Here is a 24,959-nt window from a genome sequence, read left to right on the forward strand (position 1 = left end):
TTGCTAGAACGCCACACTCGCCCGGTAGTAGAGCACCCAGGGATCTGCATTGAGCCAGGCGGGGGCGCTTAACGGAAAGCCCATGCTGACGTTGCCGGTAAAGTGGCGATAGCGTTGCTCCCACCCCACGGCGGTGCCCACCATGCCACGCCACTCATCCCCCTGATTGCCCATGTCCACTTGCCCCATATCCAGCGCCAGCCAGGTACGCCATTGACCGAGCCCGGTCGGGGTAGTTCCTTGCCAACTCAGCTCGTTTCGAAGGTATCCGCCCACATCCCCGCTGATACTCTGCTCTTTGAACCCGCGCACCGATGCCTCGCCGCCCAGCGACAAACGCTCCACGCTATAGAGCCGGTCAGGCGTCCATTGGGCATTGAAGGTCGAGAGCCATCCCCACTGACCACCCGCCGTGCTGTAGCTGCCAAACAGCCCCCATTTCTCAAACTGGGCCTGCGGCCACAAAGCCGAGCGGCCACGGTCGCGGTCCGCTCCGAACCAGTCGGTACCGAGCGTCAAGGCGGGGTTCAAGGTGAAAAAGTGACGCTCTACGCGCGTCGCGAAATTAAGTCCCAGCCGCAGGGAAGAGAGCTGGTAGCTGCTGGTCTCGAGCAGTTTGTCCATGATGAAGTTGCGGCTCTGACGATGAGTCACGCCCAGCACACCGGATATCTTGCTCTGCCCATCGCGATAGAGGGTTCCTGTGGCAGTGCCTGTCGTGGTACGGGTATCACCACGACTTTCATAGACATAGCCGCGAGAGTCGATATCGTTGCGGTAATCGCTAAATTGATAACCGGCATCAAACAACCAGTAGCCATAGGGCAAACTGAAACCGGCCTGCCAGTTGGTGGCGTTGTGGCTGGCTCGCCCATCAGTGCTACTGCCAGCCACCAAGGTCCATTGCTCGGCCAGTGATAGCAGGTTGTCGGCAGTCAACGAAATTCTCCCCTGCTCCTCCCCTGTGCTCTGCTGACCACTGTTGTCGAACTCCAACGCACCTTGTAGCGGTCCCCCCTTGGAGCCCTTCAAATTGACGATGGATTGACCAGGCGCTCGACCTGGCTGGATATCAAGCTGATAAGAGAGCGAACGCAGGCGAGATAGGTGGTCTACACCTTGCTCCAGATCACGCAGATTGAGCACCTGCCCGACCAGGCCAGGGAAGAGGGTACGAGTGATGGGGTCCGGCTCGCCATTAAGCACAATGGCTTCGATGCGCCCTTCAAGCACTGCAATGGTAAGCGTTCCTTTAGCTAAATCTTGCTCTGGCAGGAAGGCTCGGCTGGTGACAAAACCGGCCGCCAGATACCACTGACTGACATCGCGAATAAGGGCATTGATGTGAGAGAGCCCCATGCAGCTATTGAGGTAAGGTGACGCCAACCGGGTTTGCTGGCTGGCAGACAGCTGCGACGCCCCCTCAAAGTGAATGTTGCTCACTTGGAAACAGGGGCCTTGGGCTTGTGGCACTTGTTCGGAAGGTTCACTTGGCAGTGACAGCGGTCGGGCGACCTCCTCGCGTTGGCGAGCCGCCTCCTCCAACAAAGCGCGCTGGCGCTGTTCAATCTCTTGTTGCTCGGCAGGAGATGCTGCAAGCGCGAGTGCACTATGCAGTGCGGATAACGCGAATAACAAAACGGCGCGCCAAACCGACGCCGAGCGCAAAGAAGAGAGAGGACGCATTTATATTAACAACCCACCGACATTATTATTTTTGATGCTTTGCTGGTTACCTACACATGACACACCGTATCCCATAGTCATGTAGCGATAACCCAGCTAACCTGAACGCTTATTTTTAGGCGATTAAATACACCTTGAGCTCAAAAAACAACTTGAAAAAACTGGCGAGGTTCACAAACGTGGAAAATTCAGATGAATCTGACAGAGCAGTCAATATAAGAGATCGTTATCAATAAATAAGTTATTAGCGTAATGGAGGCGTATTAGTAATTGATAGATATGAGGTTATGGTTACGTAAAGTCATTTCGTGACATGAGTTAGCTTAAGGGGATTATTGGGATGGGGGGGCTGGTAAATGACAATGCAACTGTGCCAAAAGTTGACGCATCAATAGCGCGCATTATTTTGATGTATTGGTTAGCAAAGCTTGAGCTTCGTCGCGTATCGCACAATATCGCTGCGTGAGGAGGGAGCGCTTTTCAACTCGCCAACCGCCATATTTTGTTAACCAGCGCCTGGGGCGACGAGGGTCCCAGTTATCGATAGCTTCACGTAATCGCGCATCCAGATCGGCACGCACTGCGTCTATGTCTTTTATGGTTGGCATCGGGAGCGGCTATGAGGAATTCGGTGATAATTGTGGTGCTGGCTACCGGAATCGAACTGGTGACCTACTGATTACAAGTCAGTTGCTCTACCTACTGAGCTAAGCCAGCATCATGAGTATGCTAAAGGATGCTTTGAGTAATGTCATTAGGGCAGACCTCGGTCATTCGACAGAATATTCCGAACGTTCATAATCCATAGCGACGAGATCTGGCATTAATTGAGCCACGAAGCGTGCAAACAGAAAGGCCACACCGTGAGGGCATGGCCTTGTCTATTTAGATGAGGAAGTCATCCAGCTGACGACCTTGCTCGAGTTGCTCAGCCAGGAACTTGGGTGTACGGCCCTGACCGGTCCAGGTTTTCTCTACGCCATTTTCAACATAACGGTATTTCGGTGGACGAGGTGCTCGTTTAGCTTTAGCTGTGGTCGCTGCTGGGACACTGCCTACCAACTCAGTCGGGTCAATCCCTGCGTCAGCCAACATGGCCTGGAACTCAGCCAGCTTTTGCAAACGCTCGGCATTAGCCGCTTGCTCTTTCTCAGCAACCTCCAATCGCTCCAGATAAATCGCTTCAATTTTCTCGTGGACTTCTTTGACTTGCTCCAGAGACAACTCGCGCAGCGCTGCCCGCAGACTGCGCACATTCAACAACACTTTCAGAAATTCACTCATCAACATTCCTCTCAATAGATGGATAACCAAAATAGCCAATTTTATTATACCGGCAATATATATCAACGGACCGGAGACTGTCTTTTTTAATTGATATAGTGCATCAAACGATACCAAACGAGACATTGATGGTGTAAATCGCAGTTAAGATCGAGGCTACGCCCGAGTATTTCACCCCTGGTTTTCTAAATAGTTGCTCCGAATAAAGATCACTGGAGGAAGGGAATTCAGTCCAGTTTGTGCGTTCTCATTAGTCGCCAAACAAAACAAGCCACACCCAAAGGATGGTGTGGTGAAAGCCTCTGCATCAACCCAGAAGGTGAGGGAACCACGGTTAATCAAAGACGTGTTGTATTGAGACCTGGTGGTGATTGGGTGAAGCAACGTGCCTATGATGCAAACTTGAAGGGGTGCTGATCAGATCACTGAGTCATCAAGTTTTCCTGCAAGCTACATCTATTTGGACAACGCCAATTAACGGCCCACTGCGTGAATTAGGACACAATTCCATCACATATCTACAGGGGAGGTCGATGCCTCCCCAGCAACAAGGACCTAAAAATAACCCGCCTCCTGCTTTTTGATGTGACGACCGCAGAAATACTCCGCCTGTGCAGCGTTATCACCGTAAAGCCGGTGGCCACTCATTAGCCATTCGAATACGGTTAGCGCAGTCTCCTCTTGGTCTATACAGTGGTATGCCACACGCCCCAAACCTGGTTCCATTGGAAGTCGCTCAACTTCTTTACAGAAACGAAAGCGCCGCAAGATGCACTCACGCCAGTATTCTGCCACTCGATAGGCAAACCACTCAGGCCTTGCCGCATGTTTACAGTTACTGAATAAGAAGACCATACGCACCAACGTCATGTCGTGAGAGCGACTCACACGACAGACAACACACTCCAACTCTTCAAATAAAGCTCGAGTCTCGGTACTCGATGCCAGCGAGGTTGCTAGCCACTCTGTCGCAATACAAACATCATTAAAATGCCGGGCACCGAAATAGATTTCCAAGCTAACCGCATAACGCGCCGATACTGGGTCAGTCGCCCCCCACCACAATTGCCTTAGAAGCTCCTTCGTCAGAACAGGCTTTAGATCATAATGCGCTAAACCGCCGCATACAGTAGGCATATGCATATACTGCTCAAACTCTGGTTGTGCATTTTCGCCTACTACTTCACTCTTGTTCATTTCCGTCATCTTACTCTCCTGATTTTCCAAAAAGTTGACTACTACCAAAATTACGCTGACCGGGAACCTTTGTTCTGGTCTTCGCTAAATAAGCAGCTCGCAATAAAAACTCGCGAAACACAGGGGAATGTACCGTCGCAGCACGGCGGTCAAATACGTACGCAGGGTTCTTCGGAAAATGCACTAAAGACGCATAGTCCGGATAGGTAAGCCCAAGGGCACTACACCAAGAACGCTGTATCCTAATAGACATATTGTCGTCCTTAGCGTTACGGTAATCTCCCAAGAACGCATAGATGTCTTTATTAAAGAGCAGTACCACGTGGTAATGCTGGCTCTCACTCGTGTCCTGCTCACGTACCCAGATATATGCAGGGAAGGCTGACTGCCCTCGCCTTCCCTTACGGGTATGGTCCGCCAGTAATTGGCTTTTCAGTGATGCAAAGAAACGTGAAATGACCGCTGAGTCCGGCCGAGGAAAGCACAGTGGTATATCAGGCTCCCCCGGCCAATTAGTTTGTGGAAAACGTAAATCAACACGCACGGCAAACACACGTGGATATATATCAAAGCAGCCGGTAATGACCTGTGACAACTTGGTTAAGTAATAGGGTGAAACACTCCCATAACGCTGCTCAGCTGCTGCAAGCAGGTTATTAAGCTCCTCTGGGCTAAGCTGATAGCCCAACGATGAATTCATCTCGCCTCCTTTTCGGCAGGCATGGTTAACCCCATGCCGATTTACATGTAGATTTTGTGGATGAGTCAGGAGTGGCCGTGCAAGTCCACTCATCCATTAAGTGGATGATGTAATTTATTACAGTAGGACGTCAGTGCAGAGGGTATGTAGCCCTAGCGGACATCCCCATTGAGTCAGGACTGAGCAATGCTGCGTAGGCTTTACAGGTCAATAGCCACTTAGTGTGGCTGATATTCCCGTGTAGGGCTGCTGGTATAGAAGAACGTGTTGGTAGACATGTAACGCAAGGTATATTGTTGATAGGTATATTACATATACCGAATAGGTAGAGGTTCAAAACTCTCGACATCCTCAGCACTTTTAACTTAAATGCTACGTAAATACCTTCTTTCATAGACGACAACATACTCTTGAGTTATTACATCTACATTCAGTCACTCAAGGTCTTTAGCTCAATCCAGGTAACTACATCACTTAACCGCCACGCCACAGCTCTTGGCCCCAAAGAAATTTGACGAGGGAATGCACCTTGCTTTATCAAGCGATAAATTGTGGCTTTGGATAACGTGGTCATTTCGGTAACGTCTTTCAGTTTAATGAGTTTCATGGCTTGCTCTCCCGCTATTGGTTCATAGCTGGAGCAGGTCCGTAATAGTTTACGTATGGAACAGGGTTACACCTCATATGGCCTGTTCACAGTCTTGGCTGTTCATCACCTCTAACGCAATCTACTCATACCAAGCCTGCAGAGGGCTGTGCTCGCGATAATGGCTGGAATCAAGAGGGATTGCTCTACTTAAAAAACTCGTGAAAACCATCACAAAAACCAACAATAAAACACACATCAAAAACTACATTGTAGTACTTTGGATTTTTATATTCTGAGGTAATGGCATGGCTGTAAATGGTATAAGGCACAATATCATCCCCAGAGATGATGTATTCATTGATTATCTTTGGTATAGAACCTGTCAGGTTAACAACCACCCGATAACCAAGACACCTGAAAGAGATGAATTAAACAAAAAAACTTCAACACCTAGCCTTTACAGATCTTGCTAAGAAACACATGCAAGAAACTGATGTAAGGAATAAATCAGATTTAAATATTCAGCGATGGATTGATACAATCACTATCGAATTTAAACGAAACTGCTTTCAGCGAAATGACTTCCAATGGCTTGAGGATAATAAAAGACAAACTTGCTATATATGGCGACTACTAAGCCATCTAACTTGGGAGGAATATAGGAGTGGTAATTCAAACGAACATACTCTTAACCATTCTATCCCAATCAATTTTGATGAAAGGAGTGTAAAATGTCATATTGGCATGCAGCATATTGACAACCACACTGTATCAAAGCTAGATATCATCCATTTCATCAACAGACTTAACAGCGACAAAAGCGAGAAGAACATATTTGTTGAATATATCAGAAGCACATCCAATGAGGCATTAAAAAATAAAGAGATGACAAGTTGGTTTGCCAATAATAAAAAACTAAAAACGGAGTGGCTCAGTGAATATCTAACGTCGAATCAATCTGGCTATACCCAGTTAACAATGCCTAGTTCTGTTAGCAGAATGAACGACCTAATATCATTCTTCGATATGTTGTACATACTCAATGAGGACAGATATAAGTGGATGATAATTAATATTAGAAAGGCATGGAATCAGAGAACGTACAGGGAGAGAAATAAAACTAAAAAACAATACAGCATCAATATGAGCCATGATATCGGCTATATTCTTGATCAACTTAGCTTGGCTAGCGATGAAAATAAGAATGCGATTGTTGAAGCACTTATCAGAGCTGAGTATAAAAAACTACCAAGGTGATATATATTACTTGGTAGCATCGCTTAATGCAGCTAGGCTATATTTAATCCTAGCTGCATATAAACCCGAGAGTATATATGGTTACTTTCGACCAAATTTCATTTTTATCACATTGTGAGATACCATATCTGACTCTGGGTCTTGCATAACCTCATCTGCCACTAGCCTCCCCCACTGAATCCATACAAGGCGGGTTTTCTCAGTATGGCGTGAACGATGATAAGTTCTAATCAGTTTATTAATAGGTGTGTGATTCAAGCAAAGTTCAATCACTCTTTCCTCAATATCTAGTCTTTCCGCCCAGTTAGTAGCCGCACTACGCCGTAAATCATGGACAGTAAATGGTTCCATATCAGCTAAACATCTGGCAATGAATCGTCTTAGCGCTCGTGTAATTGAGTCGACTAAAATTGGCTCTATTTCATCATTTTTGGGACGATCAGATTCGAATACGAAATCACCATTGACATACTGCCCCTGTTCCTCAATTACTGATCTCGCTTGAGGAGAAATAAAGACAGTATGAGCTCTACCATTTTTGGTTTCAGGTATGGTCCATATATCATCCTTGATCTGTGAAAAACGCATATTAGCGACTTCACCTCTACGACATCCAGTTAGTATCAATAACTTAATCGCATTCGCGGCAGGTAAAGAAATCGTTGCATGTCGAGAAACGCCACGCCCTCCAGCCGCCAAGCTACCACCACTCCCAAGATCCTCATCAATCGCCTTCCATAGCCTGCGCAATTCGGGGACTGTCAACCATCTCTCTCTTGGCGAACCGGCACTGGCACCAAAATCCTTGGGTCGCAACAGTCTCGCAGGGTTGGCCTCGATCAGGCAGTGAACCACCGCATAATCCAACATCTGGTTCAGCGTGCCCAACCCCTTACGCGTTTCGTCTTTTGTTGCACGCCGAGTGATCTCTAACGCTTGCGCCAAGTGGGCACGAGTCAGATCGATTAAACGAATGTTGCCCAGAGTTTTCTTGAGATGACGATTCCAACGCTCCTGATGACATTGGAGGGTTTTGGGTTTGACGACCTGAGCAATACGCTGTGCATCCAGCCATCGTCCAAGCAACTCATCCATCGTCAGGGCGGTTTCATTTTTAGCCTTTTCACTAGCAACATGCTTGCGTGGATCAATCCCTTTCTTTACCAAGGCAGCCAGTTCTGCATGCTCAAGCCTGGCTCGCGCCAATGACAGCGCCGGGTAATTACCCAGAACAACTGTCGCCTGAGTACCAGCAATCCGATAACGATAGACAAATCGCTTGCTCTTCCCAGCCCTAACTTCAATGGCTAATCCACCGCCATGAGGAGATTTCACCGCATAGCGGGTAATCGAGGCCTCCCCTTGCAAAATCAATGAGGGGATCTCTCGATCCTGAGTTACCGGTTTTCTTGCCATAGCATTCTCTCCCCCCTGTTTGGGGTACCACTTGGGGTACCACAGCAAACATGATATAGGGTGAGACTTCATGAAACTAGCTGAAACCCACAACGATAAAAATAAACATTAAAAACAATGCATTACAATCATTTCATCAACCTTATAAAACCTTCTGAAACACTGCCGACCTTGGCTCCTAAGGGACAGGCCACTGGTTCGACTCCAGTCGGGAGCGCCATATAAAACAAGGGGTTGGCATCATCACGATGCCAACCCCTTGGTCGTTTTTGGCGACAATGAATCCGACCATCCAACCGTAATGACCCTCTCTTTTCTGCGTTCAGAGCATGCGCTCTCTGATAGACTGCTTCTCTTCGGCTTGTCTTTGAGGCCAAGCCCTGTTTCATCTTGCAAAGGAGTGTTGGATGTCCGGATGTTCCTGGTGGGATAGATCCACCGGTTTTGCCTTGCTGACCATTGTGCTGTGGGCTTCACTGGCGGCGCTGACGTCACGGGTCACCAGCGTGTCACCACTGGTGCTGGTCGGGCTGGTGCTGTTTTTCTGCGGGGTCGGGGCCTTGCCGTTCTGGCGCCAGTGGCGAGCCAGCCCGCTCACCTGGCTGATTACCATCACAGCCCTGCTCTTTTATCATTTGCTGCTTTTTATGAGCTTTCGCCATGCCCCGGTGCTGGAGGCCAACCTCATCAACTACCTCTGGCCGCTCTGCATCATTCTGTTCACCCCGCTGTTGTTGCCCGGCCATCCACTCCATGCCCGTCATCTGCTGGCTGGCGCCTTTGGTCTGGCGGGCTCCATGCTGGTGATGGTCAATGGCGAGCTGCAACTGCAGCAGGCCTATCTGCCGGGATACCTGTTGGCGCTAAGTGCAGCTGTCGTCTGGGGAGCCTACTCGGTATTATCACGCCGTCTGCCGCCAGCCCCCGCCGTGGTCACTGCGGCAGCCTGTCTGCCCGCAGGTTTGCTGGCGCTGCTGCTTGCCCGTCTGCTGGAGGGGCCCCTGCCGCTCGCGCAGATCCCCACCAGCGACTGGAGCCTCATCATCGGGCTGGCGCTGGGCCCGATGGGGGCGGCCTTTGTGACCTGGTATCTGGCACTGCGAGATGGCGATCCACGCCGGATCGGTGCCCTTGCCTACCTGACACCTCTGCTGAGCACCTTGCTGCTGGTGTTGCTCAATGGAGAAACGCTGACCTCGCGCCATCTGCTGGCCGGTGCACTTATCATGGGAGGCGCCCTGCTCGGTATGCTGGGCCAACGCAACAGAGCACTGGCATCCCCAGCCAGTTAAGTCGGTAAAATAGGGCCACCTGACCATGCTGTCATAAAAACGCCATCATCCCTGTTTAGGCTCGGGCCACGCTCCCCCATGGTCTGTGCTGACAGGAATTACCCCGTGAAAATCGCCCATTACGCCACCCTATCCTCCCTTGTTTTGCTACTGGTTGCGGGAGGACAGGCGCTGGCCCTCTACCACGGCTGGCAGCAGCTCGCCCATACCAATCAGGCCCAGCATCAGCACGAGACGCTGCAGCAACTGGTAACCGTGACCCTGCAAAACAGCCTGCGTGACTACCTCAACAGCGGCGATCCGCAACAACTGACAGCAGCGGAGAAGATCCGTCAGCAAGCGCTCTCCTCGCTGGCTGCGAGGGATGATGCCGTGGCGGCCCCGCTCAGGCAGCAACTCGAACAGATGGCGCAGCGCATCGCACACGACTATCAGGCCGCAGGCAAGCTCTCGGGCAACAGCCAGCTGCTGCTGCAAAATGCGGAGAGTGAGCTGGGCAGCCAAGCCATGGCGCTGATCCGCTATGGGGAGCAAGGCGCCAGCACAGAACAATCTGCCGCAGCACAGCAATATCGCCGCGGTGCGGCCGAGATCCTGGCGGGCCTGCCGCGCCTCGCCCATTTGCGCCAAAGCTATATGGAGCAGGGCAATGAAAAGCTGCTCGAAGGGATCCGCTTCGAGCTGGAGGCACTGCAAAAACAGGCGCAAGCGCTGCAAGCTCTGCCACTGCTCGGCCTGTATGAAGAGGCGCCCGCCGATGAGTTCACGCTGGGGGAGCCGGTGCGCAAGGAGCTGGGAGAGCAACCACGCAGCGAATTACGCTCGCTGCTGGGCCGCTATCCACAGGAGCTGGCCAACAGCCGCACGGCGCTGCAACAGCAACAGGCTGGCCGCCAGACCGTGCAGCAAGACATCATGGCCATGTTGCAAGCGACCAGACAGATGGGGGAACAACTTGCCCGCGAACGGCAAGCCGTCAATCAGGAGCTGGCCACCATCCTCGGCACGCTGGCGCTCTGTCTGGTGATAGTCGCCCTGCTGTTTGCGCTGGTGCAACGACGCTGGCTGCTCACCCCCTTGTTGCGACTGCGCGGAGCCTTTATGCAGCTCGATCAGACGGGGCAGGCCGAGCCGTTGCCTGACGGGCGCGATCGCAACGAGCTGGCCGATATCGTTGCCAGCTACAATCGGCTGATCGATCGCCTGCAATTGGACCAGCAACAGAAAGAGGGGCAGCTGTCAGCGGTATCCCTCAGTCTGCAAGGGATGGTCAGCCAGGTTGACGAGATCCACCACAGCACCCGCACCACCGAACAGGTGGTCGACGAGAGCGGCCAGATGATGGATGAGCTGAACCAGCTGGCCGGAGAGGTCCATCAGGTCGCCGCCGACATCGCCCAGCATGCCCACCATAACGAACAGGCGATGAGCCAGAGCGAAGATCTGGTGGGGAGCATGCTGTACGCCACTCATCAGACCGGACTGGCGATTGACGAGAGCGATGAAGCGCTGCAAGCCCTTACCCGCTCGGTTGCCGATGTGACGGCCATTGTCGATGTGATCGGTCATATCGCTCAGCAGACCAACTTGCTGGCCCTCAACGCCGCCATCGAAGCGGCCCGCGCAGGGGAACAGGGACGCGGTTTTGCCGTGGTTGCCGATGAAGTGCGCCACCTCTCGGCCAATACCCAGCAATCCCTCAACCAGATCACCGATATTCTGGGGCGCCTGACTCAATCCGGCGAACAACTTGGCACTGTACTGAACCGGATCACCAGCGAATCAAGCCGCCAGCGGGCGCAGGCGGAACAACTGCGCCAGACTACCCAGGCAGTGAGGGAGATCGCCCGCAACACCGCAGTGATTGCACTGCAGGGCGCCGACAACGCCAAGAGTCAGGAACACAAACTGGCCAGTTTTGCCGATCTGATCGCCCGTATCCATCAGCATGCCCGTCAGGTGAGTCAGCTCTCGGTGCAGGTCTCGTCCCATATCCACCATCAGGCGCAGCAGATCCCCCGCATCCTCGGCCAGCAAGGCTGAACCCTATTCGCCCCAAATCTTTGCCAGCTCACTTTCCCTCGACCAGAGGGAAAGTTTTTTTGTAGCACAAAATTATCTGTTATCGGCAGGTTAACTGACACCTCTTCCCCCGTACCGGATGAAAAACCGCACTGGCGCTGGCTGCGGCCTCAAGAAAACGCTCTCATCACCGCGATACCTGCCATGAGGCTGTTTACGACCTTGCCCATGATTATTTGCACTCGGTCATACTTTTGAAACGTTGAGGGAACTTTTCATTGATATTTCGCACCGCGAACGTACTCTTGGGGTTGTCCGATAGCCAAGAATCGGAACATAAAAAAACAACATGTGATGATCAGGACTGCCAACTACAGATGTGCCAAGACATCCGGGTTTGCAGGTAACCAAGACAAGATTTTTTGCCCTTCGGGGTTTTGATTGCAATGCCAATACCGAGCGGTAGGCCCGATGCCAACTGCCGGAAAAAAAGCTAAGTCCATAAAATCAGGAGCAATAAAAATGGAAAAAGTGATCTTCAAGCGCGCCGCTTTGAGTGCCGCTGTGGTAGCCGCTCTGGTCGCCCCCGGTATGGCGTTGGCAGCTCAGGACATGATGAGCCCGGAATACGGCCAGTCCTATGAAACCTTCGTTAAAGACTCCAAACTGACCGGCGGTCTGTTCTACTTCCAGCGTGATCGTCAGCGCATCGATGGTGACCCGACTGCAGCCAAGAAAGAAGGCAAATACCAGTCCAACCTGAGCCATTCCACCGTTCAAGCCGCTCTTAACTTCAACTCCGGTTATGCCTGGGACACAGTAGGTCTGGATCTGGGCGGCTTCGGAGCCTATGACCTGGCCGTTACCGAAAATCACCCGGTCAACCAGGAAAACGAATTCTCCTTCGCTGGCCGCACTTGGGGCAACAACGCCAAAGATGGCTCTCCTGAAGGTGGTTTCAGCCTCTCCAACGCAGCGATGAAGCTGAAATTCCTGGACGGCGGCATCACTGCCAAGGGTGGTTATACCCAGCTGTATGTCCCTGGCCAAATCGGTGTTAACTGGTCTTATCAGCCGGGTACCTATCGTGGTGGTCAAGTCGAAGGTAACTTCGGTGGCCTCTACCTGACCTACGCCATCGCTGACGAGTACAAGGCCCCCTGGTACAAAGAAACTCAGGTCTTCTCCCGTGCCAAAGCGTGGATGGATCCGTTCGCTGATGAAAACGTCATCGACTACATCCACGGTATCGCAGCCCGTTACACCTTCGAAAATGGCACTGCAGTGACTGGTTCTTTCGGTCAGTCCGAAGGCTACATGGATAGCTACCACTTCAAACTGGCTCACAAGTTTGACGTACTGGGCGGCCTCTCCACCAGCTACCAGTTCTACGGTTCCGAGACCGAGACCTACACCAAGGGCGCTTCCCAGATCGAGACTTATGATGGTCTGGCATGGCAACAAGCTCTGACAGCTGCCTGGGGCATGGGCCCGTACGGCTTCCGTCTGGAAGGTCTGTGGACCAAGGCTGAAGGTGCGGAAGGCAACTACCTGCCCCGTCTGACCCGTGGCTACGCCAACTCCCAAGGTGCCAACGAAATTTGGTGGGACTCCCGCTCTGACTGGAACGCAAACAACGAGAAAGCACTGTTCTTCGGCGTGACCCGTTCTCTGGATGACCTGGTTGGTGCTCCTGGCTGGTCCGTCGGTGTATCCGGTGCTTACGGTTGGGATATCGAAACCGGTCAAGGCAAGAAAGCAGCCAACGGTGAAGATACCGAATGGGCAGCCAACTTCGATGTCACCTATACCGTGCAGGATGGCAAGCTGAAAGGCACCCTGTTCAAACTGCACTACACCGACTACAACAACGACATCAGCCAGGGCGGCGGTTGGACCGATTACCCCAACATCTTCGCCTCCGAGCACGACGTCAAGTTCCACATCATCATGCCGCTTACCTTCATGTAATCAGGCAATACGATGTCAGCAAACCGGGCCACTTGGCCCGGTTTTCTTTTTGCCGGTTGGCAGGCTAACATGCGAGCCGGATAAGGATTTTATCCGCTCACCAGCCCACACGCTTTTATCAGCAGTCACAAGGACGCCATCATGCCCCGTTTTGTTCTGATCACCGGTTGTTCCAGCGGTATTGGCCTCGCCGCCGCACAGGCGCTGGGGCAGCACGGTTTTACCGTGATCGCCTCGGCGCGCAAGGCGGAAGATGTGACCCGTCTGCAGCAACAGGGATTGCTGGCGGTACAGCTGGATCTGGCGGACCCTGCTTCCATCGAGCTGGGTGCCAGTGCGGCGCTCCATCTGGCAGGCGGGCGCCTCTATGGCCTGTTCAACAATGGCGCTTATGGCCAACCCGGGGCGCTGGAAGATCTGCCCACCGAAGCGCTCAGGGAGCAGTTCAATACCAACCTGTTTGGCTGGCACCATCTGATCCGTCAGGTGCTGCCGCCGATGCTGGAGGCCAAAGAGGGGCGGATAGTGCAGAACAGCTCGGTGCTGGGACTGGTTGCCATGAAGTATCGCGGCGCCTACAACGCCAGCAAATTTGCGCTGGAAGGCTATAGCGATACCCTGCGCCTCGAACTGGCGGGTAGCGGGGTACATATCAGCCTGATTGAACCGGGCCCCATCGATACCCGTTTTCGTGCCAATGCCCGCAGCGCCTTCTTGCGCCACATCGATCCGGCCCAGAGCCGTCATCAGTCGGCCTACCGCCAGACCCTGACGCGGCTGGAAAAAGAGGGGGCCACCAGCGGCTTTACCCTCCCAAGCGAAGCCTGCATCCCGCCGCTGCTCCATGCGCTGACCCACGCCCATCCCAAGGCACGCTATCCGGTGACCACTCCGACCCGGCTGTTTGCCTTCCTGCGACGGGTATTGCCCACTCGCTGGCTCGACAAACTGCTGGCCAAATCAGCCTGATCCCGTGATGGACGGCAAACATCCTGCCGCCCGGATTGGGTTAGCTGTATAGCGGCGTAATCCAATCTGCCAACCTAGTTTGTCCCTCTCTTCAATAGTGCTCGCCATTGCTGTAGTAGGCACTCTTGACCAAAGGGATCACCTGCACCACCACATAGATCTGCTCCCCCAGCACCCGTTTCAAATGGCGCGTGATAAGGCGCGCGGCGGCGTCCTGCATCTCTTGTGGCCGCTCGAACCAGTGCAGCTCGACAAACGGAAAACCCGTCTCTGGCTCACCGTTGCGTATCCAGCAACTCTCCACCCGCTCCATGGTGACAAACTCCGGCTTGCCACCGGTCAGCTCGCAAAGCTCGGCCAGCAGCGGGCCACTCACCTGTTGCAGGGTATCGAGCGTCACGGCGCGAAAACGAAGATGGGGCATGGCAAACCTCTTGGTTATCTGAAATGAGGACTTATCATAGGGGTTATTGTCAGCAAGAGAAGTCACCCGGCGCACATTAAGGATCCCCATGAGATTTCATCGCACCTTCTTTGCCTTTCTGCTCTGCCTGCTGCTACCGCTGCACGCCTTTGCCGATCCCGCCTTCTATCGGGTGAGCAAGGGCAACCAGCAACACTGGTTGCTGGGCTCCATCCATGCGGGCAAGCCTTCCCTCTATCCTCTGCCCGAGCCGGTGGAGCGTGCCTGGCTGCAGAGTCGCGCATTGGTGATGGAGGTGGACATGAACAGCATCACGCCGGATCAGTGGCAACAGACCGGCTCCCTCACCCGACTGGTGGATGGCAAGCCGCTCAAGGATCATCTGCCTGCCGAGCTCTATCAACGCACCCTGATGGCAGGTGCCCGCTATGGCATCGACGAGGCGACCCTCGCCACCCTGCGCCCCTGGTTTGCCGCCATTACCCTGACCCAGACCGCCATGGCCCGCTCCGACTTCAACAGTGAACTCGGGATAGACCAGCACTTTGCCACCCGGGCCGCCAAAGAGGGCAAACCGGTGGTGGGCTTTGAAACCCTGCTGGAGCAGCTCGGTTATCTGGCCAGCGTGGGTGACAACCAGACCCTGATGCTCGCCAGCACCCTGGATGAGCTGCCGATGCTGGAGACAGGTTTCGCCGCCGTAATGAAGGCGTGGCAGCAGGGAGATGAGGCGACGCTGATCAATCTGCTCAAGGAGGAGATGGCCCCGCCCGCGCTACAGAGCTGGATGGAGCAGACCCTGCTGGCCGAGCGCAACCACAACTGGCTGAAAAAATGGTCCACCCTGTCCAACGAGAGCTTTATCGTGGTAGGCGCCCTGCACCTTTACGGCGAACAGGGGTTGCTGGCGTTGCTGGAGCAACAAGGGTGGCGCATTACCCCGCTCACCACACCGGGCCCTGTGCAGGCTCGGTAGCAAGGAGTCCAGTGAGAACGATCACAGATCGCGCTGGTTATTAAACAACCTGCAAGGGAGTTGATCGGGATCATCCCGGACGGGGCAAAGAGGTATTTATCATGCCTGTCATCAACCGGGTGACAGGAGCAATAAAATGGACTTTTGGCTGGACCTGATGTTTGGCAACAGCGTGGGATTGATGTCGATGCTGGTGATTATCGGCACCTTCTTGCTCATCAGCTCTTACGCGGCCTACTTCATCTACAAGGTGATGCACTCGCAACCGCCTCATTCACAGCAACCCCATTCTCAACAGCCCAAAGAGGGCAAGTAATCCTCTGACCACAGGCGGCAGTTCACACTGACCGCCTGTGCTGTTTTATGGTTCGCGGCGGTGATTCCCGGGCCAGACTGCTGCAGTGTCCATGCCGGGTGCCCCTTATCCCCTGACCCTTCCCCCGTTTTCTGTGCCGGTTGCGGCCGTTATAATGGCCCCCACTTTTTCTTATGGGGAGCCTGCCGTGTCTCATAACGACGAACTCTCGCTATTTATGAATGAAGTGGCCGACGTGCGGCCCATTCGCAGCGACAACATCCATCCCCATGCGGCCAAATCCGCCCCGACCGAGGCGCAGCTCGCTCGCCGCCAGGCTGCCACCGCGCAGCAACTGGCCCTCGACCACCTCACCATGGAGGCCATCGAGATGCGCGATCCGCACGAAATCGTCGGCTTCAAGCGTGATGGGGTGCAGGAGGGGGTCTACAAGAAGCTGCGGCTCGGCAAATACGAGCTGCAGGCCAGCCTGGACTTGCACCAGAAAACCCTCAACGAAGCGCGCCAGACGCTGGTGCAGTTCATTGCGGATTGTGAAGCCCGGGATATCCGCTGCCTGCTGATCCTGCACGGCAAGGGGGAGCGCAGCACCCCGCGCGCCCTGCTGAAAAGCTATGTCAGCGCCTGGTTGCCACAACTGCCCGCCGTCATGGCGATCCACAGCGCCGAGCGTCGCCACGGCGGGAGTGGTGCCCTCTATGTGCTGCTGCGTAAAAGCGAACGCAAAAAAGCGGAAAACCGCGAACGGCACCAGAAGCGGCTCGGCTAATCCGCGTTTCGCCCCCACGCCTTTGACCCGCCTGCGTGAAGGTGGTCAACGATGCAGCGGCGGTGTTAGCATCGAACGGCCCCGATCATGCCAGGTACGGGGCGGCATACCATCAGGGACGATAACAAGGACAATCCCATGTCATATCAAAAGCTTGAACAACATCAGCAGCAGATCCACCGCTTTAGCCACCTCGCCGCCATCTGCGGCTGGGATCAGGCGGCCATGATGCCGGAAGGGGGCAACGATGCCCGCGCCGAAGCGATGGCAGAACTCGGTCTGCTGATCCACCAAAAGCGCACCGCTCCCGAGCTGGGCGACTGGATTGCCAAGGCCGAGAGCGAACCGCTCGATGAAGTGCAACGGGCCAATCTCGGCGAAATCAAGCGCCAGTGGCAAGATGCCAGCCTGCTGCCCGGTGAGCTGGTCGAAGCGCTGTCGCTCGCTGGCAGCAAGTGCGAGCACGCCTGGCGCAGCCAGCGCAAGAACAACGACTGGGCCGGTTTTGCTCCCAATCTCGAGGAGGTGGTGAAACTCTCCCGTGACGTGGCGCAACTGCGGGCCGATGCGCTTGGCGTGCGCCCCTACGACGCCATGCTGGCGCTCTATGAACCGGGCATGACCAGCGCACGGCTCGATCAGATCTTCGGCGATTTGGCCAGCTGGCTGCCGGCTCTTATCCAGACCGTGAGTGAACAGCAGAAGGGCGATGCCCTGCTGCTGCCGCAAGGCCCCTTCCCCATCCCGACCCAGCAGGCGCTCGGTCAGGAGGTGATGGGACAGCTCGGCTTTGATTTCGCCCACGGTCGCCTCGATGTGAGCAGTCACCCCTTCTGTGGCGGCGTGCCGACCGACGTGCGGATCACTACCCGCTACAACGAGCAGGAGTTTGTCTCCAGCCTGATGGGCATAGTGCACGAGACCGGTCACGCCCGTTACGAGCAGGGGCTGCCTCGTCATCTGCTGGGTCAGCCGGTGGCCGAGGCCCGTTCCATGGCGATCCACGAGAGCCAGAGCCTGTTTTGTGAGATGCAGCTGGGCCATCATCCGGCCTTCCTCACACTGCTGGCGCCACGCATTCGTCACCACTTCGGCGAGCAGGCGGCATTTGCACCGGACAATCTGGCCAAGCTCTACAGCCGGGTCGAGCCGGGCTTTATCCGGGTCGATGCGGACGAGGTGACCTATCCGGCCCACGTTATTCTGCGCTACGAGCTGGAGCGCGATCTGGTGGAAGGGAAGATCGAGGTGGCCGACATCCCCGAGCTGTGGGATGCCAAGATGCAGCAGTGGCTGGGGCTCTCCACCACGGGCAACTACCGCAATGGCTGCATGCAGGATATTCACTGGACCGACGGCTCGTTCGGCTACTTCCCGAGCTACACCCTGGGCGCCATGTATGCCGCCCAGCTGCGTTTTGCCCTCGAGAAAGAGCTGGGCAGCATGGGGGAGGTGATCGCAGCGGGCCGCTTGCCGGAGATCTTCGGCTGGCTCGGGCGCAACATCTGGTCACAGGGGAGCCTGCACAGCACCGACGAGCTGGTGCGCCGCGCCACTGGTGAAGCGCTCAACCCGCACTGGCTGCGCCAGCATCTGGAACAGCGTTACCTGAAGTAATGAGCGCAGTAAGCTAACAGCAGAACGGGGCCCTTTTTAGTTAACCACTACAGGGCCCCGTTTTTATGGCGGTGCATGGCACAGCACGCCGTCACGGCAATGCTGTAAAAAGAGAGGGTTCAGAGGGGGTCCGGGGAACCCAGCAACTCGCGCAGTTGCAGGATATTGCCCTCAGGGTCGAAGGCATTGCGCACCACAAAGCCGGGCCCCGTCCACTGCTGTGGCAGCAGGCCGCCGCCGAGATCCGCCGCCTTCGCTTCTGCCCAGGCGAGGCTGGAGACGGTGAAGAACAGCTTGATAGCCCCCTCTTCCCGCAGCGCTGGCGGACTCTTGATAACGACTTGCCCGGCATAAGGCTCGGGAATGGCGTGGATCAGCAGCTGGATATCGCTGTTTTCCAGCACTACCAACTGCTCATCCTGACTGCAGACCACCATCTGCAGCAGGGTACGATAAAAGTGGGTCAGCAGGCCCGGATCCTTGGCATAGATCAGGGCACCGGCGCGAGCGGGGCCAGGCATGGAGCACTCCTCAACAGTGAACGACTGGGTGGACAGATCTCCACCATCTCACAGTTGCGCGCCCCATTCGATCCTTTTTAGCGTCTCGCCAGCCTCACTGCACAAAGTGCCATTGCCGCAGTGCCAGTGTCGGAGGCGGCCCCTGATCGTCCCCCAGATCTGCCATGCCCAGCGCCTCGTCATAGTGCACCCCGCCCGCACCGCTCTCGGTCAGGTGCTTGGCACGCACCGCCCCGTACAAACCGCCACTTCCGCTGATCTTCATCTCGGTCAGCGGGGCATAGAGGGCGGCATAGAGCGGGGTATTGCCCGACAGCTTGATCCCATCCTTGCCGCTATACGCGGAATAGATGGAGATAGCGGGCGTACCGCCAGCGGTCAGCCCCTGTTTGGCTGCCGTCACCTCGGCACCGGCCCCGAGATCGACCTTGCCGCTGACGATCAGGGTCAGACAGCTCCCCTCGCTCACCGTCAACTTGTTGCTGCCAGTCATGGTGAAATCCTTGTCGATCAGCAGCACCACATCCCCCTTGATGGTGAGACTGGCATCGGCTCCCATATTGAGGCTGTCGAGCTTGTAAACGGTCTGCTCCTTGCCAAACAGCTCCCCCTTGCCGGGTAGCGGCAGCCCGGGCTTATGCTGGTTGCTGCTGGTGACCGAGCCGGTGGAGGGATCCGTGGTCAGCACCATCTGCTGGGTGGCCCCAAGCGTCAACGGGCCATTCAGCGGCAGATTGGCCAGCTTGGGAGAGTTCGGCAACGCGGTCACATTGAGCGGGTCGCACACCTGCCCGGCAACAGGCGGTAGCTTGGGATGAGTGCGGTATTGGGGATCCAGATACTTCTGGTTCGCCTGATCGTTAAAACTGCCCGCACCGCCATAACTGAGTTTGCCGCTGTCGATGCTGGTACCCCAATCCATGGAGACATTGCCATTGACCGCCACCTGACCACCGATGCGCCCCCCTTTCAGGGTCAAACTACCGCCACCTTTCACATTGCCGGAGACCCGGACAATCTTGTCAGAAGAGGGGGAGATAATGACGTCGCTCCCGGCATTCACGTTGCCGGAGATGGGAGAAGATCCGTTCAGGGTCACGGAGCCGGTCGCCCGTACATCGCCCCAAATTGGCGAATTGCCGTCGAGCACTACATTGGCCTTGTCACTGACGGTCGCCACCTTGGCATTCTGGTTAATGTTGGTGCCGCCATATTTGCCCTTGCGCGAGTCGTAGCTGTCGATAAAACCGCTACCGGAGAGGCTCAACCCTTCACACGCCACCACCGAATCCTGAAAGATGAGATTGCCGGGCTCACGCTTGAGGGCAAACAGGGCATTAAGGCTGGCATTTCCCTCCAGATAGCGGCCATGGCTCTGCAACGCCAGCTTGCTCCCGGCGGAGGCATCCAGCTGATCTATGCTGAAGCGGCTGCCCGCCATGGCCCCTTCGCCCTTGCTTGGCACCTTCTGCACCAGTTGAGCCCACTCTATCCGTGGTTCAGCGCCAAGGGCCTGATGCAGGGCTCGATAACTCTCGTTCATCCCCTGTTCGGCACTGAGCTGTGCATTGATCTTCTTGTGAAAATTGCCGCTCAGGCGAGTCTGCAACTGGTTCTCCTGAATGCTGGTAAACACCAGCAGACTCGACAGCAGGCTCACCACCAGCACCACCAGCAGTACGGCTCCCCGCTGCCCCTGTAATCCCTTGTTCATCCCGCTCCCCCTGCTGTGGCGTTGGCACCGGATGTGGCCAACGCTGCCGCCCAGACCGCCTTGCGGCGGGCCACCTGCACCTCTACTCCCGGTGCCAGATAGCTCGGCAGCCCTTCGGGCAAGATGCGGATATTGACCAGTGCACCCTGCTGGCCGAATTCAAGATCCTGAAGATGGGCAAGCAACAGGCGCGGGCCATCTCCGTCATCGCAACTGAGTACCGGCGGCGTGAAGCGGTACTGCTCGGTAAAATCGGCGGTTTTCTGGTTGCCAAGGCAGGAGAGCACCTGATTGCCCCCCTCTACCTTGAAGGCCAGCGTCAGGCGATCAGGGGTCACGGCTATCAGCTGATCCGCCTGCTTGATGCTGTTGGTAAAAGTGAGGGTGGCAAAGCGCAGCACTTCGTTCGCCTGCTCCAGTGCCTTACTCTGTTCGACCGTGCTCTTGATCGGGGCATAACCGGCAAAAATCGCCAGCATCAGCATCAGACCGAGCACCATGGAGATCATCAGCTCGACGAGACTGACGCCTCGTTGCCGTGAGAGGACGCTCAGCATAAAGGCGGAAATCCTGCGTTCAGCTCCACCCGCTTGGCGCCGGAGACCCGCTCATCCTGCCACTCGATAGCGACCACAAAGTTGTCGCTATAACGGTTCGGTAGCACCAGCCGGTGGCCCTCGTGCAGGGTGAAGCGGGCAAGAAAATCGGCCTGGGTGAACCGCTCAGGCTTGCGCTGCACTTCGCACAGCGAACTCCAGATCTGCTCCACGCTGTTGCTCGCCTCGATCGTGGCCAGCGTGCTCTGCAAGCTGTAATGCGCCTGCTGCAACGAGACCACCTGCCCCTTGGCGAGACCGAGAAACACCATCACCGCCAATACCATGGAGACCATGATCTCCACCAGATTGAAGCCCTGCTGGCGGGCAAGTGCGGCGTGTCTCATGAGCAGCGCCCTTGCAGCAGCTGGCCGCTCGGGGCCACGCAGAGCACCCGCTGCTCACCGAGGCGATTGGCCAGAATGATCTCGGCGTAGCTGCTGCTGCCGGTTGGCGCGATCCGGATCGGGTCAAACGGCTTGATCACCACTCCGCCAGCAGGTGCTGCCGCCTGACGCAGCAACTTGCTGTCAGCCATCACCTCCCAGCCACCGTTCTCGGTGCCCTGCAGCACCACCGGCAGGGTCAGCTTGACCGCTTCGCTGCGGGCAAAGCGGTAGGCTGAAGCGAGTTCGGTCGCACTGCGATCGAGCCGTTCGGCCGCGAGGCGCTGGCTCATGGAGGGCAACCCGACCAATAGCAAGATGGCAGCGATGCCGACCGTGATCATCAACTCAATCAGGGTAAATCCGCGCACATTCATCTTATGATCCCCAGCAGTCATGGCGATTGGCCGCGCGATAACCGGTCTGATCGAGGGTCAGGGTGCCGCACTCATCCTGTTGTCGCGTCGTTGGAATGGCTTTGAGCAGGTAATCGCCAGCATCTTGCTGGCTGTAGCTGAACTGGTAGAAATCCGTGTTGGAAGGGGTGGCAAACGTGTCGGGATAACGGCCCTGTTGGGTATAGATACGTTCGAGGGCGAGCGCCTGCTCCAGCAATTGCTGCTGTGCTTCGTAACGACGTCCCTGTTGCAGATAACCCTGATACGCTGGCAACGCGATGGCCGCGAGAATGCTGACAACCGTCATGGCGATCAACAACTCGATCAGACTAAACCCCCGGCAATGGGGCCATGCCTTACAGTCGTTCACTTATCATCCTTGGCAAGTGTTGTTATTGGTCGGCCCTGGGCCGCAGATCCGATGACTTAATAATCACCAAAAATTAACTGACTCAATTGAACAACACAAAATCGCCACACTCAATGTAAAAAAGATAGTTATGTGATCTGTTATTAATTTTTAAGCAGTTTTCGTCGCCACTAATCTCGCTAAGCAAATAAAGCTAAGCCAATCGTGCCTCCGACCCGTCCGTTATGCCCCCTTCTGCCGAGCCGCGATACATGGACAACAACGGAGCGAAGAGTGAAACCCGGCCGTGCAATGAAAGAGTAAAAAAACTTCGGCCAATTTTTGCTATCCCTGTCCGTTTCTGGCTAGTCACAGCCCCTGAGCCCCCTTACTCTCTTACCATCTATTCCAGCAAAGCCGCCAACACCATGAATGCAAAGCCCAGCCCTGAGTCGTCACCGGATGAGGTGATCAACACCCTCAGCCGCGAACAGTGTCACGCCGCACGGCTCGCCCGCGACGCTCGCTTTGATGGCCGCTTCTTTACCGGCGTGCTCTCGACCGGCATCTACTGCCGGCCAGTCTGCCCGGCACGGCCACCGCACGAGCATAATGTGCGCTACTTCCAAAGCGCAGCGGCCGCCGAACAGTATGGGCTGCGACCCTGCCTGCGCTGCCGCCCCGAGCTGGCCCCCGCCGCCCTTGGCGATCTGCCGGTTGAACTGGCACGTCTGCTGGCACGCATCGATCGCGGCGAGCTGGCTGACGGCACGCTCTCTGAATTGGCCGAAGAGGCCGGGATAAGTGAACGCACCCTGCGCCGCCAGTTCGAGCAGCACCTCGGCGCCTCGCCAAAACAGGTGGAGCAGACACGCCGCCTGCTGCTTGCAAAAAGGCTGCTGACCGAAACCGGGCTGCCCATTACCGACATCGCGTTTGCCGCCGGCTTTGCCAGCATCCGCCGCTTCAATGACGCCTGGCTCAACGCCTACGGACTGGCCCCGCGCACCCTGCGCCAACAGGAGCAGCACGATGACGCGCCAGAGCACATGAGCACGCAGCCCCGCGGCGCAACCCTGACGCTGCAACTGCCCTATCGCCCCCCGTATGACGTGGCGGCCATGCTGGCATTCTACCGGCTGCGGGCGATCCCCGGGCTGGAGCGGGTAGATGGCGAGGTGTATGAGCGGCGCTACCGGGTCGGCGATCAGGTCGCGCTGGTGCGCATCGCGCAGGGCAAGGGGCATAGCCTGCAGCTTACCGTCCATGATCTGCCGCTCGCAGCACTGCCCGATCTGCTCTATCGGGTGCGCCGGATGTGGGATCTCGATGCCGATATGCAGCGGATCGGCGATCTGCTCGGTCAGGATCCGCTGCTCGCCAGCTTGCAGGCGCGCTGGCCCGGCGTACGGCTGCCAGGTGGCTGGGACGAATACGAGGTGATGCTGCGCACCATCGTCGGCCAGCAGGTCTCGGTCAAGGGGGCCATCACCATACTCGGGCGACTGGTAGCCCGTACCGAGGCGCAATTCGGGGTGGCGCAATTGCCGACCCCCGCCCAGCTGTGCGAACTCGATCTCGACGGTATCGGCATGCCCGGCAGCCGCATTCGCACCCTGCGGGGAGTGGCACAAGCACTGGCCAGCGGTGAGCTGACCCTCACTACGGCCAGTGACGAGCAGTTGCTGGCGCTACCGGGTATAGGCCCCTGGACGGTCTCGTACTGGCGGCTGCGCTGCGGGCTGGACACCGATGCCTTCCCCGCCTCCGATCTGGTGCTGCAAAAAGCGCTGGGGGGTGGCACCAAGCTGCCGGTGAAGGAGGTGTTGGCGCAAAGCGCCGCCTGGCAGCCGTGGCGCAGCTATGCGGCCAGCTGGCTGTGGCACGCCATGAGTGAAGCGCCCGATTTGCTACTCCGTGCCACTGGCAACGAAAACCAGCCAGATAACCCACAACAGGAGATAACCCCATGATCCGCTACGATATCCTGCCGACCCGCTGTGGCGATCTGCTGGTCGCCATCAATGAATCTGGTCTGGTACACGTGGACTTTGTGGCGGGCCTGCGGGCACTGCCCGATATGAGTGGCTGGCAGCAAGATCACGGGGCACTGGCCCCCTTCCTCGCCGAATTTGACGCCTATTTTGCCGGTCGCTTGCAGCGCTTCTCCCTGCCCCTTGCCGCCCGTGGTACCGCCTTTCAGCAGGCGGTGTGGCAAGCGTTGTGCGACATCCCCTATGGCGAAACCCGCAGCTACAGCGATATTGCCCGTGCCATCGGCAAGCCCGAGGCGGTTCGGGCTGTGGGCGCAGCAAATGGCCGCAATCCGCTCTCGATCATCGTCCCCTGCCATCGGGTGATCGGCCAAAACGGCAGCCTGACCGGCTATGCGGGGGGATTGGAGATTAAAAAGGTGCTGCTGGCGCTGGAGAGGGGCAATTAAAGGAGGGTAGGCAGAGAACCTGCGATAAAAAATTGCCCCTTTTCCAGATGGAGAAAGGGGCTGTTTG

General features: G+C 56.0%; 24 protein-coding genes, 1 tRNA gene and 1 pseudogene. 11 read left to right on the forward strand and 15 right to left on the reverse strand.

The features are described 5' to 3' along the window. Positions 1–3 precede the first annotated feature (3 nt). The 7 genes and pseudogenes from ACTG1P_RS08695 to ACTG1P_RS08725 form a co-directional block, all read right to left on the reverse strand. Positions 4–1,443, reverse strand: coding sequence for a ShlB/FhaC/HecB family hemolysin secretion/activation protein (locus tag ACTG1P_RS08695; RefSeq protein WP_440001026.1), 1,440 nt, complete (start codon positions 1,441–1,443; stop codon positions 4–6). 884 nt (positions 1,444–2,327) lie between these two features. Then, a tRNA-Thr gene (locus tag ACTG1P_RS08700) sits at positions 2,328–2,403 on the reverse strand. Positions 2,404–2,571: 168 nt separating this feature from the next. Further along, positions 2,572–2,970: an H-NS family histone-like protein gene (locus tag ACTG1P_RS08705; RefSeq protein WP_440001027.1), complete on the reverse strand. Its 399-nt coding sequence runs from the start codon at positions 2,968–2,970 to the stop codon at positions 2,572–2,574. 297 nt (positions 2,971–3,267) lie between these two features. Further along, a pseudogene (locus ACTG1P_RS08710) lies at positions 3,268–3,363 on the reverse strand (IS5/IS1182 family transposase); the annotation flags it as partial. Between the two features lie 162 nt (positions 3,364–3,525). Next, positions 3,526–4,176 carry a hypothetical protein gene (locus tag ACTG1P_RS08715; RefSeq protein ID WP_265784294.1) on the reverse strand — a complete coding sequence of 217 codons (651 nt, stop codon included), beginning with the start codon at positions 4,174–4,176 and terminating at the stop codon, positions 3,526–3,528. A gap of 1 nt (position 4,177) precedes the next feature. Next, entirely contained in the window at positions 4,178–4,867 is a 690-nt protein-coding gene (locus tag ACTG1P_RS08720) for an inovirus Gp2 family protein (RefSeq protein WP_440001028.1), read from the reverse strand. Between the two features lie 430 nt (positions 4,868–5,297). Further along, positions 5,298–5,474: a helix-turn-helix transcriptional regulator gene (locus tag ACTG1P_RS08725; protein WP_128297591.1), complete on the reverse strand. Its 177-nt coding sequence runs from the start codon at positions 5,472–5,474 to the stop codon at positions 5,298–5,300. Positions 5,475–5,936: 462 nt separating this feature from the next. On the opposite strand from ACTG1P_RS08725, the gene ACTG1P_RS08730 reads away from it, so the two are divergent. Beyond that, a complete protein-coding gene (locus ACTG1P_RS08730) occupies positions 5,937–6,713 on the forward strand; it encodes a hypothetical protein (protein ID WP_440001029.1) in 777 nt (258 codons plus the stop codon). 81 nt (positions 6,714–6,794) lie between these two features. Here the strand turns inward: ACTG1P_RS08730 and ACTG1P_RS08735 are convergent, their stop codons facing one another. Continuing rightward, entirely contained in the window at positions 6,795–8,129 is a 1,335-nt protein-coding gene (locus ACTG1P_RS08735; RefSeq protein WP_440001030.1) for a tyrosine-type recombinase/integrase, read from the reverse strand. A gap of 407 nt (positions 8,130–8,536) precedes the next feature. On the opposite strand from ACTG1P_RS08735, the gene ACTG1P_RS08740 reads away from it, so the two are divergent. The 4 genes from ACTG1P_RS08740 to ACTG1P_RS08755 all read left to right on the forward strand — a co-directional run bounded on the left by ACTG1P_RS08740 (position 8,537) and on the right by ACTG1P_RS08755 (position 14,383). Next, complete coding sequence (locus ACTG1P_RS08740; RefSeq protein WP_440001031.1) at positions 8,537–9,421, forward strand: DMT family transporter; 885 nt, start codon at positions 8,537–8,539, stop codon at positions 9,419–9,421. A gap of 105 nt (positions 9,422–9,526) precedes the next feature. Next, positions 9,527–11,464 carry a methyl-accepting chemotaxis protein gene (locus ACTG1P_RS08745; RefSeq protein WP_440001032.1) on the forward strand — a complete coding sequence of 646 codons (1,938 nt, stop codon included), beginning with the start codon at positions 9,527–9,529 and terminating at the stop codon, positions 11,462–11,464. A 501-nt stretch (positions 11,465–11,965) separates the two neighbouring features. Then, on the forward strand, positions 11,966–13,414 hold the full coding sequence (locus tag ACTG1P_RS08750) for an OprD family outer membrane porin (RefSeq protein ID WP_206900371.1): 1,449 nt from the start codon (positions 11,966–11,968) through the stop codon (positions 13,412–13,414). 141 nt (positions 13,415–13,555) lie between these two features. Next, entirely contained in the window at positions 13,556–14,383 is an 828-nt protein-coding gene (locus ACTG1P_RS08755) for an SDR family oxidoreductase (RefSeq protein ID WP_421267292.1), read from the forward strand. Between the two features lie 91 nt (positions 14,384–14,474). Here ACTG1P_RS08755 and ACTG1P_RS08760 read toward each other — a convergent pair whose 3' ends face one another. Beyond that, positions 14,475–14,807, reverse strand: coding sequence for a DUF1904 family protein (locus tag ACTG1P_RS08760; RefSeq protein WP_181223292.1), 333 nt, complete (start codon positions 14,805–14,807; stop codon positions 14,475–14,477). 88 nt (positions 14,808–14,895) lie between these two features. Here ACTG1P_RS08760 and ACTG1P_RS08765 point away from each other — a divergent pair, with 88 nt between their 5' ends. The 4 genes from ACTG1P_RS08765 (at position 14,896) to ACTG1P_RS08780 (ending at position 18,485) form a co-directional block, all read left to right on the forward strand. Continuing rightward, entirely contained in the window at positions 14,896–15,783 is an 888-nt protein-coding gene (locus ACTG1P_RS08765; RefSeq protein ID WP_440001033.1) for a TraB/GumN family protein, read from the forward strand. Between the two features lie 136 nt (positions 15,784–15,919). Continuing rightward, the gene (locus tag ACTG1P_RS08770) at positions 15,920–16,099 is read left to right on the forward strand and encodes a DUF3149 domain-containing protein (protein WP_005338733.1); all 180 of its coding nucleotides are present in this window, start codon (positions 15,920–15,922) and stop codon (positions 16,097–16,099) included. Between the two features lie 187 nt (positions 16,100–16,286). Then, complete coding sequence (gene smrA / locus ACTG1P_RS08775) at positions 16,287–16,868, forward strand: DNA endonuclease SmrA (RefSeq protein WP_440001034.1); 582 nt, start codon at positions 16,287–16,289, stop codon at positions 16,866–16,868. A 138-nt stretch (positions 16,869–17,006) separates the two neighbouring features. After that, the gene (locus tag ACTG1P_RS08780; RefSeq protein ID WP_440001035.1) at positions 17,007–18,485 is read left to right on the forward strand and encodes a carboxypeptidase M32; all 1,479 of its coding nucleotides are present in this window, start codon (positions 17,007–17,009) and stop codon (positions 18,483–18,485) included. Between the two features lie 119 nt (positions 18,486–18,604). Here ACTG1P_RS08780 and ACTG1P_RS08785 read toward each other — a convergent pair whose 3' ends face one another. The 6 genes from ACTG1P_RS08785 to ACTG1P_RS08810 all read right to left on the reverse strand — a co-directional run bounded on the left by ACTG1P_RS08785 (position 18,605) and on the right by ACTG1P_RS08810 (position 22,470). Next, a complete protein-coding gene (locus tag ACTG1P_RS08785) occupies positions 18,605–19,006 on the reverse strand; it encodes a glyoxalase/bleomycin resistance/dioxygenase family protein (RefSeq protein WP_440001036.1) in 402 nt (133 codons plus the stop codon). Positions 19,007–19,100: 94 nt separating this feature from the next. Then, positions 19,101–20,720, reverse strand: coding sequence for a DUF7305 domain-containing protein (locus ACTG1P_RS08790; RefSeq protein WP_440001037.1), 1,620 nt, complete (start codon positions 20,718–20,720; stop codon positions 19,101–19,103). After that, positions 20,717–21,277 carry a PilW family protein gene (locus ACTG1P_RS08795; RefSeq protein WP_440001038.1) on the reverse strand — a complete coding sequence of 187 codons (561 nt, stop codon included), beginning with the start codon at positions 21,275–21,277 and terminating at the stop codon, positions 20,717–20,719. The genes ACTG1P_RS08790 and ACTG1P_RS08795 overlap by 4 nt, the downstream gene beginning before the upstream one ends. Beyond that, positions 21,271–21,663 carry a type IV pilus modification PilV family protein gene (locus ACTG1P_RS08800; RefSeq protein ID WP_120414906.1) on the reverse strand — a complete coding sequence of 131 codons (393 nt, stop codon included), beginning with the start codon at positions 21,661–21,663 and terminating at the stop codon, positions 21,271–21,273. Before ACTG1P_RS08800 ends, ACTG1P_RS08795 begins: the two co-directional genes overlap by 7 nt. Next, the gene (locus ACTG1P_RS08805; protein ID WP_440001039.1) at positions 21,660–22,079 is read right to left on the reverse strand and encodes a GspH/FimT family pseudopilin; all 420 of its coding nucleotides are present in this window, start codon (positions 22,077–22,079) and stop codon (positions 21,660–21,662) included. Before ACTG1P_RS08805 ends, ACTG1P_RS08800 begins: the two co-directional genes overlap by 4 nt. 1 nt (position 22,080) lies before the next feature. Then, positions 22,081–22,470, reverse strand: coding sequence for a type IV pilin protein (locus ACTG1P_RS08810; RefSeq protein WP_005343572.1), 390 nt, complete (start codon positions 22,468–22,470; stop codon positions 22,081–22,083). Between the two features lie 407 nt (positions 22,471–22,877). On the opposite strand from ACTG1P_RS08810, the gene ACTG1P_RS08815 reads away from it, so the two are divergent. Both ACTG1P_RS08815 and ACTG1P_RS08820 read left to right on the forward strand, forming a co-directional pair. Continuing rightward, on the forward strand, positions 22,878–24,422 hold the full coding sequence (locus ACTG1P_RS08815; protein ID WP_440001040.1) for an AlkA N-terminal domain-containing protein: 1,545 nt from the start codon (positions 22,878–22,880) through the stop codon (positions 24,420–24,422). Next, complete coding sequence (locus ACTG1P_RS08820; RefSeq protein WP_440001041.1) at positions 24,419–24,892, forward strand: methylated-DNA--[protein]-cysteine S-methyltransferase; 474 nt, start codon at positions 24,419–24,421, stop codon at positions 24,890–24,892. Before ACTG1P_RS08815 ends, ACTG1P_RS08820 begins: the two co-directional genes overlap by 4 nt. The last annotated feature ends 67 nt before the right edge of the window (positions 24,893–24,959 follow it).

Origin of the sequence: Aeromonas sp. 11P, from assembly GCF_051920165.1 — a bacterium.
In the GTDB taxonomy this organism is placed as follows: Bacteria; Pseudomonadota; Gammaproteobacteria; order Enterobacterales; family Aeromonadaceae; genus Aeromonas; species Aeromonas veronii.

What these genes read in the sequence shown, in the direction of transcription:
- ACTG1P_RS08790 (WP_440001037.1), bottom strand. Translation starts at nt 20,720, where the DNA reads ATGAACAAGGGATTACAGGGGCAGCGGGGAGCCGTACTGCTGGTGGTG.
- ACTG1P_RS08765 (WP_440001033.1), top strand. Translation starts at nt 14,896, where the DNA reads ATGAGATTTCATCGCACCTTCTTTGCCTTTCTGCTCTGCCTGCTGCTA.
- ACTG1P_RS08755 (WP_421267292.1), top strand. Translation starts at nt 13,556, where the DNA reads ATGCCCCGTTTTGTTCTGATCACCGGTTGTTCCAGCGGTATTGGCCTC.
- ACTG1P_RS08795 (WP_440001038.1), bottom strand. Translation starts at nt 21,277, where the DNA reads ATGCTGAGCGTCCTCTCACGGCAACGAGGCGTCAGTCTCGTCGAGCTG.
- ACTG1P_RS08805 (WP_440001039.1), bottom strand. Translation starts at nt 22,079, where the DNA reads ATGAATGTGCGCGGATTTACCCTGATTGAGTTGATGATCACGGTCGGC.
- ACTG1P_RS08780 (WP_440001035.1), top strand. Translation starts at nt 17,007, where the DNA reads ATGTCATATCAAAAGCTTGAACAACATCAGCAGCAGATCCACCGCTTT.
- ACTG1P_RS08785 (WP_440001036.1), bottom strand. Translation starts at nt 19,006, where the DNA reads ATGCCTGGCCCCGCTCGCGCCGGTGCCCTGATCTATGCCAAGGATCCG.
- ACTG1P_RS08730 (WP_440001029.1), top strand. Translation starts at nt 5,937, where the DNA reads ATGCAAGAAACTGATGTAAGGAATAAATCAGATTTAAATATTCAGCGA.
- ACTG1P_RS08815 (WP_440001040.1), top strand. Translation starts at nt 22,878, where the DNA reads ATGAATGCAAAGCCCAGCCCTGAGTCGTCACCGGATGAGGTGATCAAC.
- ACTG1P_RS08820 (WP_440001041.1), top strand. Translation starts at nt 24,419, where the DNA reads ATGATCCGCTACGATATCCTGCCGACCCGCTGTGGCGATCTGCTGGTC.
- ACTG1P_RS08740 (WP_440001031.1), top strand. Translation starts at nt 8,537, where the DNA reads ATGTCCGGATGTTCCTGGTGGGATAGATCCACCGGTTTTGCCTTGCTG.
- ACTG1P_RS08715 (WP_265784294.1), bottom strand. Translation starts at nt 4,176, where the DNA reads ATGACGGAAATGAACAAGAGTGAAGTAGTAGGCGAAAATGCACAACCA.
- ACTG1P_RS08735 (WP_440001030.1), bottom strand. Translation starts at nt 8,129, where the DNA reads ATGGCAAGAAAACCGGTAACTCAGGATCGAGAGATCCCCTCATTGATT.
- ACTG1P_RS08750 (WP_206900371.1), top strand. Translation starts at nt 11,966, where the DNA reads ATGGAAAAAGTGATCTTCAAGCGCGCCGCTTTGAGTGCCGCTGTGGTA.
- ACTG1P_RS08800 (WP_120414906.1), bottom strand. Translation starts at nt 21,663, where the DNA reads ATGAGACACGCCGCACTTGCCCGCCAGCAGGGCTTCAATCTGGTGGAG.
- ACTG1P_RS08760 (WP_181223292.1), bottom strand. Translation starts at nt 14,807, where the DNA reads ATGCCCCATCTTCGTTTTCGCGCCGTGACGCTCGATACCCTGCAACAG.
- ACTG1P_RS08705 (WP_440001027.1), bottom strand. Translation starts at nt 2,970, where the DNA reads ATGAGTGAATTTCTGAAAGTGTTGTTGAATGTGCGCAGTCTGCGGGCA.
- ACTG1P_RS08725 (WP_128297591.1), bottom strand. Translation starts at nt 5,474, where the DNA reads ATGAAACTCATTAAACTGAAAGACGTTACCGAAATGACCACGTTATCC.
- ACTG1P_RS08770 (WP_005338733.1), top strand. Translation starts at nt 15,920, where the DNA reads ATGGACTTTTGGCTGGACCTGATGTTTGGCAACAGCGTGGGATTGATG.
- ACTG1P_RS08720 (WP_440001028.1), bottom strand. Translation starts at nt 4,867, where the DNA reads ATGAATTCATCGTTGGGCTATCAGCTTAGCCCAGAGGAGCTTAATAAC.